Here is a 19,105-nt window from a genome sequence, read left to right as displayed (position 1 = left end):
TCTGCGGTTCAGGGGTGTGGCGGGACGGGGGCGGCGCCTGGCCGGCGGTAGCGCGCCACGCCGGCCACATAGGCGGCGGCGAGGTTGCGCTCGTCCGACAGCGTCATCCAGGCAAAGACCTTCTCGTGCAGCTCGCGGGCGACCGCGAATCGCGCCTCGGCCACCGGACCGCAGGCCCAGTCCCAGATGCAGACGTCGGCCAGTGTACCCACGCCGAAGTGGCCGATCTCGTGGGACAGCCCCAATCCTTGCGCTGCGCCAAGCGTGGCGGCGTGCAGGCCGGCCCAGGCGGTCAGCCGGCGCCCGGCCAGGGCCTGGACCTTGTAGGCGTCGCCCAGGGTGCGCTGGGTGGAGAGCGAGGTACCGCCGCCGACGTCCGAGGCCAGGCTCACCGTGAAGCCGGCCTCGCGGGCGGCGACCCAGTCGAAGAGGCCGCTGCCCAGGAAGAGATTGGAGGACGGGCAGAAGGCCACCTGCGCGCCCCGCTCGGCGACGACGGCGCGATCCTGCGCGTCGAGCCAGATGCCGTGGGCCAGCACCGCCCGCTCATGCAGCAGGCCGACGCGATCGTAGACGTCGAGGTAGCTGCGCGCCTCGGGGAAGAGCTTCGCCACCCACTCGACCTCGGCGCGGTTCTCGGCCACGTGGGTCTGCATGTAGAGCGAGGCGTCCTGGCGGCACAGCGCGCCCGCCATCGCGAGCTGCGCCGGCGTGCTCGTCGGGGCGAAGCGCACGGTCACGGCATAGCCCAGGCGGTCCTGGCCATGGAAGCGCGAGATGAGGTCCTCGCAGTCGCGCCTCGCCTGCTCGACGTCGTCGCGCAGGCCGTCCGGCGCATGGCGGTCCATCAGCACCTTGCCGGTGAGCAGGCGCATGCCACGCGCACGGCCGGCCTCGAACAGCGTCTCGGCCGCGACCTTGTGCACCGTGGGGAAGACCATCGCCGAGGTCGTGCCGTGCGCCAGCAGCGCGTCGAGGAAGCGCTCGGCGCCGGCGCGCGCCACGGCGGGATCGGCATAGCGGCGCTCGGCGGGGAAGGTGTAGGTGTTGAGCCAGTCCAGCAGCTCCGTGCCGTAGCTGGCGATGACGTCCAGCTGCGGGCAGTGGACATGGGTGTCGATGAAGCCGGGCAGGATCAGGCGGCCGCGGTGGTCCTCGCACGTCCAGCTCGCGTCGGGCGCCTCGGCCTGGACGCCGGCCACGCGGCCGTCCTCGATCAGTAGCCAGTGGTCGGGCCGGAAACGCACGGCGGGGTCGTCGAGCCCGCCCCAGGCGGGCGGGCCGGTGAAGTCGAGCAGATCGCCGCGCAGGGCCAGGCGCGAAGGCCGGGCGGCGGCGGTGGAAGCGGTCAGGGAGGTCATCGTCATGGGGTCGGTCGCGCAGGCTCGCCGGTCAGCTCACGGGCGACCTCGAGCACCTGCTCGCGCAGCCAGCGGTGCGCCGGCGCGGTGTGGCCCAGCTCGTGCCAGAGCTGGTAGTAATGCATGGGCGGCAGCGCGACCGGGCAGCGCAGGATCTTCACCGGCAGCTGGTCCACGAAACGGCTGCAGAACTGGCGGCCCGTCGTCAGCACCAGCAGGCTGCGCGCCACCATCTGCGGCAGCTGCCCGAAATGTGCGCTGCGCACGGCGATGCTGCGGCGCAGGCCCAGGCTCGCCAGGTGCTGGTCCACGAAACCCGGCTGGGCGACGGCCAGCGGCATGGGCGCCAGGTGCTGGCAGGCGAGGTAGCGCTCGGGCGTCCAGCTGCGGGCCGGCGCGCGCGCCATGGGGTGGTCCCGGCTCATCAGCACCACGAGCTCGTCGCTGAACAGCCGGCCGAGGTGCAGCTCCTCCGGCGGCTCGGGCCAGTTGCCGATGACGAGATCCACCTCGCCGCGGGCCAGCGCGGCCCGGTAGTCGAAGTCGGCGGAGAGCGGCTGCAGGTCCAGCTGCACGCCCGGGGCGGCACGCTGCAGCCGGCCGACGAGCGCGGGCAGGAACAGCGGGTCGAGGTAGTCGCTCGCGGCGATGCGGAAGCGCTGGCGCGCGGTGGCGGGCTCGAAGGCCTGGCGGTGCTGGCGCGGGCTGAAGATGCGCTCGGCCTCCAGCAGCAGGCGCGCCGCGGGCTCCAGCAGGGCCAGGGCCGTCGGTGTCGGGGCCATGCCCTGGCCGCTGCGCACCAGGAGCGCATCGCCCGTGAGCGCGCGCAGACGCCGCAACTGGCCGGAGACGGCCGGTTGCGAGCTGCCGAGCCGCAGGGCGGCCCGGGAAACGCTGCGTTCGCTGATCAATGTGTGCAGGACCCGGATGAGCTGGAGCTCGATCTTGGCCAGTGCCGCCGCTTTCGCCATATTCGCCCGCTGATATCCACTATAGGAGTGAGCATATCCCGTTCGCGCGACCGCGCGCGTATGGTGCGAAGCTAGACCAGGACTCCCATGAACACACGCCCTCTCCGCTTCTTCTTCCGTGGCCAGATCCAGGAAGTGCGCGACCTGCCTCCCACCACCAGCGTGCTGCGCTGGCTGCGGGAGTCCGCCGATGCCTGCGGCACCAAGGAAGGCTGCGCCGAAGGCGACTGCGGCGCCTGCACGGTGCTGGTCGGCGAGCTCGACGATCACGAGCGCCTGCAGCTGCGCCATCTCAATGCCTGCATCCAGTTCCTGCCCATGCTGGACGGCAAGGCGCTGTTCACCGTCGAGGACCTCGGCGACGCCCGCGCGCTCAACCCGGTCCAGCAGGCCCTGGTGGACTGCCACGGCTCCCAGTGCGGCTTCTGCACGCCGGGCTTCGCCATGACGCTGCAGGCGATGTACGAGACGCACCAGGCGGAGGGCACCCGCCCGACGCGCCAGCAGCTGGCCGACGGCCTGGCCGGCAATCTGTGCCGTTGCACGGGCTACCGGCCGATCCTCGAGGCGGGCGAGCGCATGTTCGACGCCCCGGTGCAGCGCCTGGACCGCGCACCGGCCGAGCGCGCGCTGCAGCAGCTCAAGGCCGATCCGCCGCTGGCCTACGCGGCGTGGGACCCGGGCCTGGCCGCCGTCCGCGAGTTCCATGCGCCCCGCAGCCTCGAGGCGCTCGCCGCGCTGCGCCAGCAGCAGCCCGAGGCCCGGCTGGTGGCCGGCGCGACGGACATCGGCCTGTGGGTCAACAAGCAGCACCGCGACGTTGGCACGCTGATCAGCACGACTGCCGTCGGCGCCCTGCGGCAGCTGCAGGAGGTGCCGCTGGCCGACGGCCAGCCCGGGCTGTGGATCGGTGCCGGCGTTCCGCTGGAAGAAGCCTGGGCCGCGCTCGTGGCGCAGGTGCCCGCCCTGCGCGAGCTGTGGCTGCGCTTCGCCTCGCCGCCGGTGCGCCATGCCGGCACGCTGGGCGGCAACATCGCCAACGGCTCGCCCATCGGCGACGGCGCCCCGGCCCTCATCGCCCTGGGCGCGGAGATCGTGCTGCGCCGGGGCGAGGCACAGCGCCGCCTGCCGCTGCAGGATTTCTACCTCGACTACATGAAGAATGCCCTGCAGCCCGGCGAGTTCGTCGAGGCCCTGCACGTGCCCCTGCCCGCGGCCGACTGGCAGGTGCGCGGCTACAAGATCGCCAAGCGCTACGACAGCGACATCTCGGCCGTCTGCGCCGTCTTCGCGCTGCGCCTGGACGCCGGCCGGGTGGCGCAGGTGCGCCTGGCCTTCGGCGGCCTGGCGGGCATCGTCAAGCGGGCCGCGAAGGCCGAGGCGGCGCTCGTCGGCCAGGCCTGGGACGAGGCCGCGGCGCAGCGGGCCGGCGAGGCCCTGTCGCAGGACTTCCAGCCCCTCAGCGACCTGCGCGCCAGTGCCACCTACCGCCTGCAGGTCGCGAAGAACCTGCTGCGGCGCTGCTGGCTCGAGACACGGGCCGAGCAGCCGCTGCCGGCCTCGCAAAGCGGCGTCTGGTGGGCCACGCAGCTCGGGCGCGATGGCCACACGCCCGGCACCGCTGCCCGGGGAGGTGAGGCATGAACACGCGCGACACGCTGACGACGCCGCCCCCCGCGTCTGCCATCACGCCGGTCGCGGGCACGAGCCGCCCGCATGAGTCCGCCGCCCTGCACGTGAGCGGCGAGGCCCGCTACACGGACGATCTGCCCGAGCTGCGCGGCACGCTGCACGCGGCGCTGGGGCTGTCGCCCGTCGCCCATGGCCGCCTGCTGGGCGTGGATCGCGAGGCGCTGCTGGCCCTGCCCGGCATCGTGGCCGTGCTCACCGCCGAGGACATCCCCGGCGAGAACAACTGCGGCCCGCTGCTGCACGACGATCCCCTCCTGGCCCAGGGCACGCTGAGCTACCTGGGCCAGCCCGTCTTCGCCGTGATCGCCACGGACCGCCACCTCGCCCGCCGCGCGGCGGCCCAGGCCGCCCGCGTGATCCGCCACGAGGCGCTCCCCGCCGTGCTCACCGCGCGGGAGGCCCACGCCGCCGGCCAGTACGTCGTGCCGCCCATGCACCTGCAGCGCGGGGACGCCGCCGCCGCGCTGGCCGCCGCCCCGCTGCGATGGCAGGGTGAATGGTCCGTCGGCGGGCAGGAGCAGTTCTACCTCGAGGGCCAGATCAGCTACGCCCTGCCCCAGGAGGACCACGGCCTGCTGCTGCACTGCTCCACGCAGCACCCGTCCGAGATGCAGCAGCTCGTGGCGCACGCCCTGGGCTGGGAGAGCCACCGCGTGCAGGTCCAGTGCCGGCGCATGGGCGGCGGCTTCGGCGGCAAGGAGTCGCAGTCGGCGCTCTTCGCCTGCGTGGCCGCGCTGGCTGCGGACCGGCTGCAGCGCCCGGTCAAGCTGCGGCTCGATCGTGACGACGACTTCCTCATCACCGGCCGGCGCCACGGCTTCGACTACCGCTGGGATGTGGGCTACGACGCCGAGGGCCGCCTGCTGGCCGCCGAGGTGGACCTCATCGCCAACTGCGGCCATTCGGCGGACCTCTCCGCGCCGGTGATGACCCGCGCGCTGTGCCACTTCGACAACGCCTACTGGCTGCCGCACGTGGCCCTGCACGGCTTCTGCGCGCGCACGAACACGCAGAGCAACACCGCCTTCCGCGGCTTCGGCGGGCCGCAGGGCGCGCTGGCGATGGAGGTCATCCTCGACGGCATCGCGCGTCGCCTGGGCCTGGACCCGGCCGTCGTGCGGCAGCGCAACTTCTACGCCGACGAGGGCGGCCGCAACACCACGCCCTACGGCCAGGTCGTCGAGGACAACCTGATGCAGCCGCTCACCACCCAGCTGCTGCAGGACTGCGACTACGCCCGCCGGCGCGCCGAGATCGCCGCCTTCAACGCGGGGAGTCCGGTGCTCAAGCGCGGTCTGGCGTTCACGCCGCTGAAGTTCGGCATCTCGTTCAACGTGGTGCACCTGAACCAGGCGGGCGCGCTGGTGCACGTCTACACCGACGGCTCGGTCCTGGTGAACCACGGCGGCACCGAGATGGGCCAGGGCCTCAACACCAAGGTCGCCCAGGTGGTGGCGCAGACGCTGGGGCTGCCGCTTTCGGCGGTGCGAGCCTCCGCGACCGACACCAGCAAGGTCGCCAACACCTCGGCCACGGCGGCCTCCACCGGCGCGGATCTCAACGGCAAGGCCGCGCAGGACGCCGCGCGGCGCATCCGCGATCGCCTTGCACCGCTGGCCGCCGAGCTGCTCGGCGCGCCGGCCGACGCGCTGCAGTGGAGCGACGGCCGCATCGGCGTGGCAGGACGCCCCGAGGCCGCCCTGCCCTTCGGCCAGCTCGTGCAGCAGGCCTACCTGCGCCGCATCCAGCTCTGGAGCGAGGGCTTCTACGCCACGCCGGGCCTGCACTGGAACCGGCAGACGCTGCAGGGCCGCCCCTTCTACTACTTCGCCTTCGGGGCGGCCGTGGCCGAGGTGCTGGTGGACACGTTGACGGGTGAGTACCGCGTGCTGCGGGCCGATGCGCTGCATGACGTCGGCCAGTCGCTCAACCCGGCGCTGGACATCGGACAGGTCGAGGGCGCCTTCGTGCAGGGCCAGGGCTGGCTGACGACCGAGGAGCTGCGCTGGCATCCGCAGAGCGGCAAGCTGCTGACGCACGCGCCGAGCACCTACAAGATCCCGACGGCCAACGACATGCCGCTGGACTTTCGCGTGCACCTGTTCGGCCGGCCCAATGCCGCCGACAGCATCCACCGCTCCAAGGCCGTGGGCGAACCGCCGCTGCTGCTGCCCTTCGCGGTGCTGCTCGCGCTGCAGGATGCCGTCGCCAGTGTCCGGCCCGAGGCACCGCCGCTGCGGGCCCCGGCCACCGCCGAGCGCGTGCTGGCGGCGCTGCACGGCTTCGACAGCCCCTGACGAGACAACGCCCCGGCGCCTGGGGGCCACCGGGGCGCGGGAGGCGCGGTCGCGCCGGGCTCAGTGCAGCAGCAGGTCCGCGTCGGAGCTGAGATCGCCGGCGGCGTCCAGCTTGGCGCGCAGGTAGTCGAGGTCCAGGTGCACATGGGCCACGAGCTCGGGCACCGCCTCATTGAGGGCCTTGACCGGATCCTCGTGAGCCTGCTGCGCGTCGGCCAGCACCTCGGCCATGTGCAGCACCGCCGCCATCAGCGAGAAGGGCCGGATCTCCATGGGCGCGTTGGCGTCCTTGAAGGCCTCGACCATGGTGCTCGGGAAGTGCCAGTGCTGCGCGAGCGAGGCCGTGACATCGGCATGCGTGCAGGCAAAGCGATGCATCTCGAGCGAGAAGCGGCTGCCCGGCTCGGCGGCGTGCTTCTCGACGTCGGCCACCTGCCCGGGGTCGGACAGCGCCATCATCAGCTGCCCGGTGCGCATCATCAGGCCGGCGAGGTAGGTGGTGTCGGCGTCCAGCTGCAGCATGCGCGAGAGGATGCGGGCATAGCCGGCCGTGGCCAGGCTGTGGCGCCAGAACAGCGTCCGGTCCAGACCCGGGACCGAGGGAAAGGCCCCGCACATGCAGGCCGCCAGCGAGAGATTGCGCAGGCTGTCCATGCCCAGGGCCGCGGCGGCATCCTGCAGCGTGGAGATGTTGTGCGAGGGGCTGTAGCGCGCCGAGTTGGCGAGGCGCAGCACCTTGGCGGCCAGCGAGGCGTCCTTGGACACCAGCTCCGCGATCGCCCCGAGGCTGATGCGGTCGTCGTCGAAGCTGCGCAGCAGGCGGCTGGCAACCTCTGGCATGGTGGGCAGGGCGTTGTGGTTCGAGAAGAACTTTTCTGCAGCTGCAAGCACGGTGCGCTCCTTCCTGGACAAGTGAGGTCTCGGACTGACTGTCGACCCAGTCTAGATGAGCAACCCCACGGCGCGTGAGGCCTTGGCACCCCCGTTTTCAGCGCAGACGCAGTGATAAGTCACGCTTGCCGCGCCCGGATGCAGGGGCTTGGGCGATGCTGCGGCGCAGCAGCGTGCGCCCGTCGTGCAGCGACGCTCAGTCGCCGGCCAGCTCGCGCAGCGCGGGCAGGTCGAGCACGCGGACCTGGTAGCCCTGCACCTCGATCAGCCCCTTGCGGTTGAGCTGGCGCATCATGCGCGACAGCGTCTCCGGGGTGATGGCCAGCTGGGCCGCGATGTCCCGCTTGCGCTCCTTCAGCGCCACGCGGCCCTCGCGCTCGCTCACGGGCTCGCAGGACTGCAGCAGCCACGCGGCCAGACGCCGTTCGGCGTCCTTGTGCATGAGGTCGTGGGTGACGCTGGTGAGGCTGTGCACCGTGCCCGCCAGGGCGACGAGCAGGCGCTCCTGCAGCGCCGGCTGGCGCATCAGGAGCGTGCGCAGGGGCTGCAGCGGCAGGCTCACCACGCGGGCATCGTTGACGACCCGCGCGTCCTGCGCATGCTCGGCGCCCAGCCAGGCGCTGGCCAGATCCAGCCACTGCGGGCCGCGCACGGTGCGCTCCAGATTGAAGGGCTCGTCGGCTCGGGCCAGGCCCAGCCCCACGGAGCCGTCCAGCACCGCATACAGCTGCGTGGCCGGCTGCTGGCGCGTGAAGACGAAGCTGCCCGCCGGCACCCAGTGCTGGGTCGCCATCCCCTGCAGCGCCTGCAGCTCGGTGGTGCTCAGGGCCGGAGCCCCCAGCAGCGCCGCCCAGTCGGAGGGCAGGCACAGCACGGCGCCGGCATCAAAGCCGGCCGGACGCACGGTGGCGTGGGCGGATTGCAGGCTGCGGCTGTCGAGGGTGTCCACGTGTGGGTCAAGTGCCAGGATGATGCCCGGACTGTCCCGCATGCCCCGCCCGGCGTCCTTGCGCTGAATCAAAGGGACATGGCAGCCGGGGTCCCCCCACCACGGCCACAATGGGCCGCATGGCCCAGATCAAATTCCAGGCTCCGCAGAGCCAGTCGCCGGAGCAGCGCCTCGGCAGCAGCTACGACGAGCCCTTCGAGCTGCTCGGCGCCTGCCATGAGCGCGTCGAGCGCAGCCTGCAGCTGCTCATGCGCCTGTGCCTGCACCTGAAGCTCCAGGGCGTCGACGGCAGCGCCCGGGACGCCGCCCGGGACATCCGCCGCTATTTCGACATCGCCGCCCCCCTGCATCACGAGGACGAGGAGCTGCACGTCTTCCCGGTGCTCGAGCAGTCCGCCGACGAACGCCTGCAGGAGGCCTGCGCGCGGCTGCGCGACGAGCACCTGCGCATCCACGCGCAATGGCAGGTGCTGCGCACGCTGCTGGCCCAGCTCGACAGCACCCCCGAGGGGCCGATACCCGAAGGCCAGAGGGGCGTGCTGAGCCGTGCGGCCGACGCCTTCGTGGACCTCCACCAGGAGCACCTGCGCCTGGAAAACCAGCTGGTCTTCCCCTGCGCCCGCCAGGGCCTGAACGCCGCCCGGCAGCAGGCCATGGGCGAGGAGATGGCCAGCCGGCGCGGGCTGGACCTGCGGCAGCGGCGCTAAGCACCGGCTGGCCGGGCGCTCAGGGCAGCAGCAGCGCCCGGAAGTCGTTGACGTTGGTGAAGGTCGGCCCGGGGCTGAAGAGATCGCCCAGGGCCTCGAAGAAGTCATAGGCCCGGTGCTGCGCCAGCAGCCCGGCCGCCGAGACGCCCCGGGCCTGCGCCCGCGCCAGCGTGTCCGGGTCGACGAAGGCGCCGGCATTGGCCTCCGAGCCATCGATGCCGTCGGTGTCGGCCGCCAGCACGTGCACGCCCGGCTCGCCCCGCAGCGCCAGCGCGCAGCCGAGCAGGAATTCCGTGGCCCGCCCGCCCCGCCCCCGCAGGCCGGCCGGCAGCGTCACCGTGGTCTCGCCGCCGGACAGGATCACGCAGGGCCGCCGGAAGGGCTCGCCGTGGCGCGCGGCCGCACTCGCCAGCGCCGCGTGCATGCGGCCGATCTCGCGGGACTCCCCCTCGATCTCGTCCGACAGCACATGGGCCGCCAGCCCCATCGTGCGGGCCAGCTCGGCGGCGGCCTGCAGGCTCATGCGCGGCGTGGCGAGCATCTGCAGCCGGTGGCCGGCAAAGCGCGGGTCGCCGGGCTTGGGCGTCTCGAAGGCGCCGCTGCGCAGCCCCTCCCAGGCGGCCGGCGGCAGCTGCAGGCCGTGGCGCTCGCACAGCGCGAGGGCGTCCGCGCAGCGCGTGGGGTCCGGCACCGTGGGGCCGGAGGCGATCACCGCCGGGTCGTCGCCCGGCACGTCGGAGATCAGCAGCGTGACGACCCGGGCCGGCGCGCAGGCCACGGCCAGGTGCCCGCCCTTGATGGCCGAGAGGTGCTTGCGGATGCAGTTCATGGCCTCGATGGACGCCCCCGAGGCCAGCAGCTGGCGGTTCAGGGCCTGCTTGTCCGCGAGGCTCAGGCCCGGCTGCGGCACGCTCATCAGCGCCGAGCCGCCGCCGGAGATCAGGCAGATCACGCGGTCCTCGGGCCGCAGCCCCTGCACGGACTGCAGGATGCGCGCCGCCGCCTCGGCGCCGGCAGCGTCCGGCACGGGGTGGGACGCCTCGACGATCTCGATGCGCCCGTACCCGGCGGGCTTCGCCCAGGGCGGCGTGTGCGCGCGCCGCGTGATGACGAGCCCCTCGAGCGGCGCCTCCGCAGGCCAGTGGGCCTCCAGGGCTGCGGCCATGGCGGCAGAGGCCTTGCCCGCGCCGATCACCAGACAGCGGCCGGGCAGCGCCCGGGGCTCGGCGCCGAGCAGGCCGGGCCAGTCGATGCGGTCGGGCTGCAGCAGCTGCAGCGGCGCGGCGCGGTCGACGGCCGCCTGGAAGAGCCGCGTCAGCAGCTCGCGGGGGGTGAGGTCCATCGGGTCAGTGTAGGCCGGCCCGGCCTCCCGCCCTGATCGCGTCAGGGCTTGGCGCCAGCGGCCACCCAGCGGCCGATGAGCTCACGCTCCTCCTCGGTGATGCCGGTGGCGTTGTTCTGCGGCATCGTGCGCTGCACCACCACCTGCTGGCGGATCTGCGCCGCATGGGCCTGGATCGCCTCGCCGCTGTCCAGCCGCACGCCCTTCTGCGCGAGCTGCGCGTTGTGGCACATCACGCAGCGCTGGCCGACGACGGCCTGCACCTGCGCCAGCGTGGGGGCCGGCGCGCCGGCCGCCGCAGCCGCGGGCGCGACCGGCTTCACCAGCCACAGCAGCGCCGCCAGCATCGCCGCGACCCCCACCAGCAGCGGCCAGGCGTTGACACCCTTGTGGCGTTTCACGAACCACGTCCGCGTGAGCGCGCCGCCCAGCATCAGCAGGATCAGCACGACCCAGTTCCAGGCGTGGCCGTAGAGCATGCCGTAGTGGTTGGACAGCATGCTCACGAGGACCGGCGCGGTCAGGAAGGTGTTGTGCACGCTGCGCTGCTTGCCGCGCTGGCCGTGGATCGGGCTGACCGGGCGGCCGGCGCGCATGTCGGCGATCACCTGCTTCTGGCCGGGGATGATCCAGAAGAAGACGTTGGCACTCATGATCGTGGCGATCATCGCGCCCACGATCAGGAAGGCCGCGCGGCCCGCGAAGAGCTGGCAGGCCGCCCAGGCAGCGAAGGCCACGAAGACGGCGATCAGCCCCAGCACGAGGCCGTCGTTGCCGATGCTGCCGTCCTTGCGGTGGCCGAAGCGGCGGCAGATCTGGTCGTACACCAGCCAGCCGGCGGCGAGAAAGCCCAGCGCTCCCGCAATGGCGGCCGGGGCGGACCAGTCGTGCACGCGGCGGTCGATGAGGAAGGTGTCCGCATTGAAGAGGTAGAGCACCGTGAAGAGCGCGAAGCCGCTCATCCACGTCCAGTAACTCTCCCAGTAGAACCAATGCAGGTGCTGCGGCAGGTTCGGCGGGGCCACCAGGTACTTCTGCGGGTTGTAGAAGCCGCCGCCGTGCACGGCCCACAACTCGCCGTCCACGCCGCGGGCCTTGAGCTCGGGGGCCTCGGGCTTGAGCAGGTGGTTGTCCAGCCAGACGAAATAGAAGGACGCCCCGATCCAGGCGATGGCCGTGACGATGTGCAGCCAGCGCAGCAGCAGATTGGCCCAGTCCAGCAGATAGCTTTCCATGCGGTGTCAGCTCCGAGCCGGCCCACCACAGCGGGCCCTGTGAACCGAAGAAGGTCGCGATTGCGCTGCGGGCCGGGGCGACGAGACCCCGGGTGGCAGGCGGCCGCGGCGACCGAAGCGAAAGTGTATACAGTTTCCAGCCCGGGACGCCGCGGTGCGAAGGATGGACCTGGCGCAAGCCCGGCCGGCGCCGCTTGGGCATACTGCGGGCCATTGCACCCTCGACCGGAGTACCCCATGAGCACGTCCCTGCCCCGCACCCGCGGCCTCCTGCTGAGCCTGGCGCTCGGCACCGCCTGTCTCGCCGCCCACGCCCAGGTCAGCGTGAAGGACGCCTGGGTGCGCGCCACCGTGGCCCAGCAGAAGAGCACGGGCGCCTTCATGCAGCTCAGCAGCGCCAAGGCCGTCCGCCTCGTCGCGGTGAGCAGCCCCGTGGCCGGCATCGCCGAGGTCCACGAGATGAAGATGGACGGCGGCGTGATGAAGATGCGTGCCGTCGAGGCCCTGGACCTGGCCGCGGGCCAGCCGGTGGAGCTCCGGCCCGGCAGCTTCCACGTGATGCTCATGGAGCTGAAGTCGCCCATCAAGGACGGCGACAGCGTGCCGCTGAGCCTCGTCTTCGAAGGGGCCGACAAGAAGCGCGAGACGGTGGAAGTGAAGGCCAGCGCCCGCGGCATGGGCATGATGCAGGGCGGGATGGGCCACAAGCATGGCGCCACCTCCGCCTCGGCCCCCGCCGCCGAAGAGCACAAGCACTGAGGCGCACGGCGCCCGCCGCGGCGCTCAGGCCGGCGGCAGGCTCAGCAGCTGCGCCGCCACGGCGATCGCGATCACCTCGGGCTGCTTGCCCGCAATGCCCGGCAGCCCGATCGGGCAGTGGACGGCGGCCAGCTCCGCCTCGCTGAAGCCCCGTTCGCGCAGGCGGGCCTGGAACTTCGCCCACTTGCTGCGGCTGCCGATCAGCCCGATGAAGGGCAGGTCCGCATGCTCACGCCGGCGGCGCAGGCAGGCGGCGAGGATGTCCAGGTCCTCCGCGTGCGAGAAGCTCATGATCAGCACGCGGCTGCCCGGGGCAAGACCTGGCACCGCGCCCTGCACGGGCTCCGAGTGTTCGGTGTGCACCCGCTCCGGGAGGCCGGCGGGGAAGATCTCCTCGCGGCTGTCGACCCAGTGGAGGCGCATCGGCAGGCGCGTCAGCACCTCCATCAGCGCGCGGCCCACGTGGCCGCCGCCGAAGAGCGCCACCGGCGCCCATTGACCCTCCGTGCTGAGCCGCTCCCGCAGCGAGCCGATGTGCGCCGCGTCCAGCCAGTCGAAGCTCAGGTGCACGACGCCGCCGCAGCACTGCCCCAGGCTGGGGCCCAGCGCAACACGGCGCTGCGCCTGCAGCACGCGGCCGCTGGCGAGCCCCGCGCGCGCCTCGGCCATGGCCTCGTGCTCCAGCTGCCCGCCGCCGATGGTGCCGATCAGCCCCGAGGCGCTGACCGCCATCCAGGCGCCGACCTCCCGCGGCCCGCTGCCCTCCACCTTCGCCACACGCACGAGCACGGCGGGCGCGCGCGTCAGCCATCGGGCGAGCTCCTGCCAGGGCGTCATCGCTCAGCTGCCGCGGTAGGTGGAATAGCTCCACGGGCTCGCCAGCAGCGGCACGTGGTAGTGGGCGCCGGGGTCGGCGATGCCGAAATCCAGCGGCACCTCGTCCAGGAAGGCGGGCTCGGGCAGCACCTCGCCCCGCGCCCGGAAGTAGGCCGCGACGCCGAACACCAGCCGGTAGCGCCCGGCCTGCAGGGCCTCGCCCTCCAGCAGGGGCGCGTCGGCGCGGCCGTCGGCGTTGAGCTGCAGCGACTTGATCAGCTGTGCCTCGAGGCCCGGCCCGTCCCCGAGCCGGTACAGCCGCACCGCCATGGCGGCGGCCGGCCGGCCATGCATGGTGTCCAGCACGTGGGTGGTGAGCTTGCCCATGGGTTCCTCGTTCCTGAAGTGGGGGGCCGGCGAGCGGCGATGGGCAAAGTGTATACACTTCAGCACACAGCCAACGGATCACAATGCCCAGCCCGTCCCGCCGCAAGACTGCCGCTGCCCCGCCGGACCGGGACAGCGCCACCGACCGCATCGCCGGTGCCCTGACGCAGGCCATCATCGAGCGCCGCCTGATGCCCGGCACGCGGCTCGCCGAGCAGAAGCTGGCCGACCTGTTCCAGGTCTCCCGCACGCTGGTGCGCCAGGCCCTCAACCAGCTGAGCCGCGACCGCCTCGTCACGCTCACGCCCGCACGCGGCGCGTGCGTGGCGGAGCCCAGCGTGGAGGAGGCGCGCCAGGTCTTCGAGGTGCGCCGCATGCTGGAGGCCCAGCTCGCCCGCGAGCTGGCGGCGCGCATCACACCGGCCCAGGTCAGGCAGCTGCGCAGCCACCTGAAGGAGGAGCGCGCCGCCGTGAAGCGCCAGGACATCAGCGGCCGCACGCGCCTGCTGGCCGACTTCCATGTGCTGCTGGCCCGCCTGCTGGGCAATGAAGTGCTGGCCGAGCTGCTGCAGGAGCTGCTCTCGCGCTCCTCGCTGATCGCGCTGATGTACCAGAGCGGCCACTCCGCCGCCGAGAGCCAGGCCGAGCACGAGGCCCTGGTCGACGCGCTCGAGGCCGGTGATGCCGCCCGCGCCGAGCGCCTGATGCTCGGCCACCTCGGCCATGTCGAGGCGCATCTGCGCCTGCAGCAACCCTCTTCCGACCTCCGCACCGCCCTGCAGCTATGAACGCACGCTATCCCCGCGACCTCGTCGGCTACGGCCGCAACCCGCCCCAGGCGCAATGGCCCGGCCAGGCCCGCGTGGCCCTGCAGTTCGTACTGAACTACGAGGAGGGCGGCGAGAACTCCGTGCTGCACGGCGACGCCGCCTCCGAGCAGTTCCTCTCCGAGATGTTCAACCCGGCGGCCTATCCCGCGCGGCACCTGAGCATGGAGGGCATCTACGAGTACGGCTCGCGGGTGGGCGTGTGGCGCCTGCTGCGGGAGTTCGAGCGGCGTGGCCTGCCGCTGACGGTCTTCGGCGTGTCGATGGCCCTGGAGCGGCATCCCGAGCTCACGCAGGCCTTCGCCGAGCTGGGCCACGAGATCGCCTGCCACGGCTGGCGCTGGATCCACTACCAGGGCATGGACGAGGCCCTGGAGCGCGAGCACCTGCAGCGCGGCATGGCCATCATCGAGCGCCTCACCGGCCAGCGGCCCGAGGGCTGGTACACCGGGCGCGACAGCCCCAACACCCGCCGCCTCGTCGCCGAGCACGGCGGCTTCGCCTACGACAGCGACTACTACGGCGACGACCTCCCCTTCTGGCTGCAGGTGCGCAAGACCGACGGCACCCTGGCGCCGCACCTGGTCGTGCCCTACACGCTGGACTGCAACGACATGCGCTTCGCGCTGCCGCAGGGCTTCAGCCATGGCGATGAGTTCTTCGAGTACCTGCGGGACAGCTTCGACGTGCTCTACGCCGAGGGCGCCGAGACGCCGCGCATGATGAGCGTGGGCATGCACTGCCGCCTGCTGGGCCGCCCCGGCCGCATGAAGGCGCTGCAGCGCTTCCTGGACCATGTGCAGGCGCATGAGCAGGTGTGGATCTGCCGCCGCATCGACATCGCCCGGCACTGGCGCGCCACGCATCCCTTCGACCCCGCCACCGCCTTTGTCTGGGAGTGAGCCGTGAACCTGGACTTGCACCCCCTGAACACGCTGGACACCGAGGCCTTCGTGGCCGCGCTGGACGGCATCTACGAGCACTCGCCCTGGATTGCGCGGCGCGCCGCCGCCCTGCGGCCGTTCAGCAGCCTCGCCGGCCTCAAGCAGGGCCTGGCCCGCGTGGTGCGCGAGGCCTCGCTGGACGAGCAGCTGGGCCTGATCCGCGCCCACCCGGAACTGGCCGGCAAGGCGGCCGTTGCGGGGCAGCTCACGGCGGAATCGACCGATGAGCAGAGCCGCGCCGGTCTGCAGCACTGCAGCCCCGCCGAGTTCGAGCGCCTGCAGGTCCTGAACCGGGCCTACGGCGAGCGCTTCGGTTGGCCCTTCATCCTGGCCGTGCGCGGGCCGCGCGGGCAGGGCCTGTCGCGCCAGGCCATCATCGAGGCCTTCGAGCGCCGCCTCGCCGCGCCGCCGGATGTGGAGCGGTCCGAATGCCTGCGCAACATCCACCGCATCGCCGAGATCCGCCTGAACGACCGCTTCGGCGCCGAGCCGCGCCTGGGCAATGCCGTGCTGGACGCGGCGGACCGCCTCGCACGCCACTCCGAGCCGCCCTTCGCCGAGCAGGGCCAGCTCTGCGTGACCTACCTGACGCTTCCCCATCAGGCCGTCGCGCAAGACCTGGCCCTCGCCATGCGCGAGGCCGGCTTTGACGAGGTGGCGATCGACGCGCTGGGCAATGTGGTGGGCCTGCTGCACGCGAGCCGGCCCGATGCCCCCCGCCTCCTGACCGGCAGCCACTACGACACCGTGCGCAACGCCGGCCGCCACGACGGCCGCCTGGGCGTGCTGGCCACGATCGAGGCCGTGCGGCAGCTGCGACAGGAGGGGCGCCGCCTGCCTTTCGCGCTGGAGCTCGTCGCCTTCTCGGAGGAAGAGGGCCAGCGCTACGCCGCCACCTTCCTGAGCAGCAGCGCCCTCGTGGGCCGCTTCGATCCGGCCTGGCTGGACCAGCGGGACGCGGACGGCATCCGCCTGCAGGACGCGCTGCGTGCCGCGGGCCATCCCGGCACGCTGGGTTCCATCGAGGCGCTGCGCCGCGATCCGGCCCGCTACCTGGGCTATGTGGAGCTGCACATCGAGCAGGGCCCGGTGCTGTGCGAGCTGGACCTGCCCCTGGGCGTGGTCACCTCGATCAACGGCAGCCGGCGCTACACGGGCGAGATCCTCGGCCTGGCGAGCCATGCGGGCACGACGCCCATGGACCGCCGCCGGGACGCCGCCGCCGCGGCCGCCGAGCTGGTGCTGGCCGTCGAGCGGGAAGCGCTGGCAAGACCTGGCACCGTGGGGACGGTCGGCCTGCTGGAAGTGCCCGGCGGGTCGATCAACGTGGTGCCCGGGCGCTGCCGCTTCAGCCTGGACCTGCGGGCCGGGGACGACGCCGCGCGCGATGCGCTGGACGGCGCCGTGCGCGCCGCCCTGGCCTCGATCTGCGACCGCCGCGGCCTGCAGCACACGCTCACGCCGACGGTCGTCGCCTCGGCCGCACCCTGCGCGCCGGCCTGGCAGGCCCGCTGGGCGTCGGCCGTCGAGGCGCTGGGCCTGCCCGTGCACCGCCTGCCCTCGGGCGCCGGGCACGACGCCATGAAGATTCACGAGGCCCTGCCGCAGGCCATGCTCTTCGTGCGCGGCGGCAACCTCGGCATCAGCCACAACCCCCTGGAGACCGTCAGCAATGACGACGCCGACCTCGCCGTGCGCGCCCTGCGCGCGCTGCTGGACGGCCTGAGCCACGAACACGAAGGACACCCCGCATGAGCAAGGACGCCCTCTACCAGCAGCTGGACGCCTGGATCGAGGCCCACTTCGACGAGGAAGTGGCCTACCTGCAGGCGCTGGTGCAGGTCCCCACCGACACGCCGCCCGGCAACAACGCCCCGCATGCCCGCCGCACGGCCGAGCTCCTCGCCGCCATGGGCCTGCCGGCCGAGGCGCACGCCGTGCCGCAGGCCGAGGTCGAGGCCGCGGGTCTGCAGAGCATCACCAACCTGATCGTGCGGCGGCGCTACGGCGACGGCGGCCCGGTGGTGGCGCTCAATGCGCATGGCGACGTCGTCCCGCCCGGCGAGGGCTGGACGCATGGCCCCTACAGCGGCGATGTCGAGGACGGCCGGCTCTACGGCCGTGCCGCCGCCGTCAGCAAGAGCGACTTCGCGACCTACACCTTCGCCCTGCGCGCGCTCGAAGCCCTGCAGCGCCCGCTGAAGGGCGGCGTGGAGCTGCACTTCACCTACGACGAGGAGTTCGGCGGCGAGCTGGGGCCCGGCTGGCTGCTCAGGCAAGGCCTGACACGACCGGACCTGCTGCTGGCCGCCGGCTTCAGCTACCAGGTCGTGACCGCCCACAACGGCTGCCTGCAGATGGAGCTGACGGTGCACGGTCGCATGGCCCATGCCGCGATTCCGCACACCGGCATCGACGCGCTGCAGGGCGCCGTCACCATCCTCAACGCCCTCTACGCCCAGAACGAGCGCTACCGCCAGGTGCGCAGCCGGGTGCCAGGCATCGAGCATCCCTACCTCAACGTGGGTCGCATCGAGGGCGGCACCAACACCAACGTCGTGCCCGGCAAGGTCGTGCTCCGTCTCGACCGCCGCATGATCCCGGAGGAGGACCCAGTGGAGGTCGAGGCGACGCTGCGGCAGGTGATCGCCGATGCCGCCGCGGGCTTCGCGGGCACGGTGGAGGTCCGGCGCCTGCTGCTGGCGCGCTCGCTGCAGCCGCTGCCGGGGCATGAGCGGCTCGTGGCGCCGCTGCAGCGCCACGCGCAGGCCGTCTTCGGCGAGGCCATCCCCACATCCGGCACGCCGCTCTACACCGACGTGCGGCTTTATGGCGAACAGGGCATCCCGGCGGCCATCTACGGCGCGGGACCGCGCACGGTGCTGGAGTCCAACGCCAAGCGGGCCGACGAGCACCTGGTGCTGGCGGACCTGCGCCGGGCGACGCAGGTGGTGGCGCGCACGCTGCTGGACCTGCTCGCCCCCGACTGAGGTCCCTGCACCACGGCGGCCCCGGGGACGTCCAGGGCTTGCCCCGGGGACGACCGGTTTGCGCGGCATACTGCGCTGCGACGCGCCCCTAACGCGTCAAGACCGGTCCATCAGGAGCTGAGAAGTCGCCATGCCTGCGTTCCCCCTGAGCCGCCGCCACTGCCTGGCTCTCGCCCTGAGCCCCATGGCCGCGCCATCCGCACCCGCGGCGGGCGTCGACAGCCTGCCCGTGCTGAGCTACTACGACTACCCGCCCTTCTTCACAGGGCCGGGTCATGGACTGACGCAGGACCTGCTGCACCTGCTGCAGGCGCGCGCCGGCCCGCGGCTGCCGCCGCTGCAGTTGGAGCTCATGCCGCGCCGGCGCGTGGCCGCCATGGTGGCGCGCAGCAGCTGGCGCGGTCTCGTGCCCTGGGTCAGCCCCGCCTGGTTCCAGGACACCACCCGGCATCGCTTCGTCTGGTCGGAGCCGCTGATGAATGACGAGGACCTGGTGCTCTCGCTGAAGTCCCATCCGGTGGACTACCAGGGCCCCGCCTCGCTGGCGGGCCTGACGCTGGGCGGTGTCTTCGGCCACGTCTACCCGGAAACCGAGGCCATGGTGACGGCCGGCACGCTGCAGCGCCTGGACTCCTTCAGCCAGGAGGCCAGCCTGCGGATGCTGCTGATGGGGCGGGTCGAGGTGGTGTTCATCTCGCGCAGCGGCCTGGCCAGCTGGCGCAAGCGCCTGCCGGAGTTCGAGTCGCGGGTGCATGTCGCGGAGCAGCCTCGGCAGCGCTACCAGCGCCACCTGCTGCTGTCCCCGCTGATGCCGGCCGCGCCCCGCGAATGGCTGCGCCAGACGGTGGCCGGCCTGGGCCAGGACGCGGCCTGGCGCGGGCTGCTGCAGCAGTACGGCGTGGAGGTGCCGGCCTGACGCGGACTTGATCCAGTTCGT

The 19,105-nt window shown here is 72.6% G+C and carries 17 protein-coding genes; 9 read left to right on the top strand and 8 right to left on the bottom strand.

Translation table 11 applies throughout. From position 1 onward, the window contains the following. Positions 1-8 precede the first annotated feature (8 nt). Together guaD and QRD43_RS08510 are read right to left on the bottom strand one after the other, a co-directional pair. A complete protein-coding gene (gene guaD, locus QRD43_RS08515) occupies positions 9-1,367 on the bottom strand; it encodes a guanine deaminase (RefSeq protein WP_285982057.1) in 1,359 nt (452 codons plus the stop codon). Continuing rightward, positions 1,364-2,332: a LysR family transcriptional regulator gene (locus QRD43_RS08510; protein ID WP_285982056.1), complete on the bottom strand. Its 969-nt coding sequence runs from the start codon at positions 2,330-2,332 to the stop codon at positions 1,364-1,366. The genes guaD and QRD43_RS08510 overlap by 4 nt, the downstream gene beginning before the upstream one ends. A gap of 87 nt (positions 2,333-2,419) precedes the next feature. Between QRD43_RS08510 and xdhA the strand changes: the two genes are divergently transcribed. Both xdhA and xdhB read left to right on the top strand, forming a co-directional pair. After that, on the top strand, positions 2,420-3,976 hold the full coding sequence (gene xdhA / locus QRD43_RS08505) for a xanthine dehydrogenase small subunit (RefSeq protein ID WP_285982055.1): 1,557 nt from the start codon (positions 2,420-2,422) through the stop codon (positions 3,974-3,976). Next, positions 3,973-6,321 carry a xanthine dehydrogenase molybdopterin binding subunit gene (gene xdhB / locus QRD43_RS08500; RefSeq protein ID WP_285982054.1) on the top strand — a complete coding sequence of 783 codons (2,349 nt, stop codon included), beginning with the start codon at positions 3,973-3,975 and terminating at the stop codon, positions 6,319-6,321. The genes xdhA and xdhB overlap by 4 nt, the downstream gene beginning before the upstream one ends. Positions 6,322-6,381: 60 nt before the next feature. Here xdhB and QRD43_RS08495 read toward each other — a convergent pair whose 3' ends face one another. Both QRD43_RS08495 and QRD43_RS08490 read right to left on the bottom strand, forming a co-directional pair. Then, positions 6,382-7,212 (bottom strand): HDOD domain-containing protein, encoded by an 831-nt coding sequence (locus QRD43_RS08495; protein ID WP_285982053.1) that lies wholly within the window; start codon positions 7,210-7,212, stop codon positions 6,382-6,384. A gap of 196 nt (positions 7,213-7,408) precedes the next feature. Further along, complete coding sequence (locus tag QRD43_RS08490; RefSeq protein ID WP_285982052.1) at positions 7,409-8,161, bottom strand: Crp/Fnr family transcriptional regulator; 753 nt, start codon at positions 8,159-8,161, stop codon at positions 7,409-7,411. Between the two features lie 119 nt (positions 8,162-8,280). Between QRD43_RS08490 and QRD43_RS08485 the strand changes: the two genes are divergently transcribed. Further along, positions 8,281-8,868 (top strand): hemerythrin domain-containing protein, encoded by a 588-nt coding sequence (locus tag QRD43_RS08485; protein WP_285982051.1) that lies wholly within the window; start codon positions 8,281-8,283, stop codon positions 8,866-8,868. Positions 8,869-8,887: 19 nt separating this feature from the next. Here QRD43_RS08485 and QRD43_RS08480 read toward each other — a convergent pair whose 3' ends face one another. Both QRD43_RS08480 and QRD43_RS08475 read right to left on the bottom strand, forming a co-directional pair. Beyond that, positions 8,888-10,210 (bottom strand): glycerate kinase type-2 family protein, encoded by a 1,323-nt coding sequence (locus tag QRD43_RS08480; protein ID WP_285982050.1) that lies wholly within the window; start codon positions 10,208-10,210, stop codon positions 8,888-8,890. Positions 10,211-10,251: 41 nt separating this feature from the next. Then, positions 10,252-11,445 (bottom strand): urate hydroxylase PuuD, encoded by a 1,194-nt coding sequence (locus tag QRD43_RS08475; protein WP_285982049.1) that lies wholly within the window; start codon positions 11,443-11,445, stop codon positions 10,252-10,254. Between the two features lie 237 nt (positions 11,446-11,682). On the opposite strand from QRD43_RS08475, the gene QRD43_RS08470 reads away from it, so the two are divergent. After that, complete coding sequence (locus QRD43_RS08470; RefSeq protein WP_285982048.1) at positions 11,683-12,204, top strand: copper chaperone PCu(A)C; 522 nt, start codon at positions 11,683-11,685, stop codon at positions 12,202-12,204. A gap of 24 nt (positions 12,205-12,228) precedes the next feature. Here the strand turns inward: QRD43_RS08470 and xdhC are convergent, their stop codons facing one another. Together xdhC and uraH are read right to left on the bottom strand one after the other, a co-directional pair. Beyond that, positions 12,229-13,041, bottom strand: coding sequence for a xanthine dehydrogenase accessory protein XdhC (xdhC, locus tag QRD43_RS08465; protein WP_285982047.1), 813 nt, complete (start codon positions 13,039-13,041; stop codon positions 12,229-12,231). A 3-nt stretch (positions 13,042-13,044) separates the two neighbouring features. Beyond that, positions 13,045-13,407, bottom strand: coding sequence for a hydroxyisourate hydrolase (uraH, locus tag QRD43_RS08460; RefSeq protein ID WP_285982046.1), 363 nt, complete (start codon positions 13,405-13,407; stop codon positions 13,045-13,047). Positions 13,408-13,490: 83 nt separating this feature from the next. Here uraH and QRD43_RS08455 point away from each other — a divergent pair, with 83 nt between their 5' ends. The 5 genes from QRD43_RS08455 (at position 13,491) to QRD43_RS08435 (ending at position 19,084) form a co-directional block, all read left to right on the top strand. After that, positions 13,491-14,195, top strand: coding sequence for a GntR family transcriptional regulator (locus QRD43_RS08455; RefSeq protein WP_285982045.1), 705 nt, complete (start codon positions 13,491-13,493; stop codon positions 14,193-14,195). Continuing rightward, the gene (gene puuE / locus QRD43_RS08450) at positions 14,192-15,136 is read left to right on the top strand and encodes an allantoinase PuuE (protein WP_285982044.1); all 945 of its coding nucleotides are present in this window, start codon (positions 14,192-14,194) and stop codon (positions 15,134-15,136) included. The genes QRD43_RS08455 and puuE overlap by 4 nt, the downstream gene beginning before the upstream one ends. A 3-nt stretch (positions 15,137-15,139) precedes the next feature. After that, positions 15,140-16,933, top strand: a complete 1,794-nt coding sequence (gene uraD, locus QRD43_RS08445) for a 2-oxo-4-hydroxy-4-carboxy-5-ureidoimidazoline decarboxylase (protein WP_285982043.1) — start codon at positions 15,140-15,142, stop codon at positions 16,931-16,933. Then, the gene (locus QRD43_RS08440) at positions 16,930-18,168 is read left to right on the top strand and encodes a M20 family metallopeptidase (RefSeq protein ID WP_285982042.1); all 1,239 of its coding nucleotides are present in this window, start codon (positions 16,930-16,932) and stop codon (positions 18,166-18,168) included. The genes uraD and QRD43_RS08440 overlap by 4 nt, the downstream gene beginning before the upstream one ends. Before the next feature lie 130 nt (positions 18,169-18,298). Further along, positions 18,299-19,084 (top strand): substrate-binding periplasmic protein, encoded by a 786-nt coding sequence (locus QRD43_RS08435; protein WP_285982041.1) that lies wholly within the window; start codon positions 18,299-18,301, stop codon positions 19,082-19,084. The last annotated feature ends 21 nt before the right edge of the window (positions 19,085-19,105 follow it).

The sequence above is a fragment of the Roseateles subflavus genome, from assembly GCF_030285365.1.
GTDB lineage: Bacteria > Pseudomonadota > Gammaproteobacteria > Burkholderiales > Burkholderiaceae_C > Roseateles_B > Roseateles_B subflavus.
This window is presented reverse-complemented; position numbering and strand designations above follow the sequence as displayed.

Coding starts and splice junctions, on each gene's coding strand:
- puuE (WP_285982044.1), top strand. CDS start 14,192: ATGAACGCACGCTATCCCCGCGACCTCGTCGGCTACGGCCGCAACCCG.
- xdhB (WP_285982054.1), top strand. CDS start 3,973: ATGAACACGCGCGACACGCTGACGACGCCGCCCCCCGCGTCTGCCATC.
- QRD43_RS08510 (WP_285982056.1), bottom strand. CDS start 2,332: ATGGCGAAAGCGGCGGCACTGGCCAAGATCGAGCTCCAGCTCATCCGG.
- QRD43_RS08440 (WP_285982042.1), top strand. CDS start 16,930: ATGAGCAAGGACGCCCTCTACCAGCAGCTGGACGCCTGGATCGAGGCC.
- xdhA (WP_285982055.1), top strand. CDS start 2,420: ATGAACACACGCCCTCTCCGCTTCTTCTTCCGTGGCCAGATCCAGGAA.
- uraH (WP_285982046.1), bottom strand. CDS start 13,407: ATGGGCAAGCTCACCACCCACGTGCTGGACACCATGCATGGCCGGCCG.
- QRD43_RS08470 (WP_285982048.1), top strand. CDS start 11,683: ATGAGCACGTCCCTGCCCCGCACCCGCGGCCTCCTGCTGAGCCTGGCG.
- QRD43_RS08435 (WP_285982041.1), top strand. CDS start 18,299: ATGCCTGCGTTCCCCCTGAGCCGCCGCCACTGCCTGGCTCTCGCCCTG.
- QRD43_RS08455 (WP_285982045.1), top strand. CDS start 13,491: ATGCCCAGCCCGTCCCGCCGCAAGACTGCCGCTGCCCCGCCGGACCGG.
- QRD43_RS08480 (WP_285982050.1), bottom strand. CDS start 10,210: ATGGACCTCACCCCCCGCGAGCTGCTGACGCGGCTCTTCCAGGCGGCC.
- guaD (WP_285982057.1), bottom strand. CDS start 1,367: ATGACGATGACCTCCCTGACCGCTTCCACCGCCGCCGCCCGGCCTTCG.
- xdhC (WP_285982047.1), bottom strand. CDS start 13,041: ATGACGCCCTGGCAGGAGCTCGCCCGATGGCTGACGCGCGCGCCCGCC.
- QRD43_RS08475 (WP_285982049.1), bottom strand. CDS start 11,445: ATGGAAAGCTATCTGCTGGACTGGGCCAATCTGCTGCTGCGCTGGCTG.
- QRD43_RS08485 (WP_285982051.1), top strand. CDS start 8,281: ATGGCCCAGATCAAATTCCAGGCTCCGCAGAGCCAGTCGCCGGAGCAG.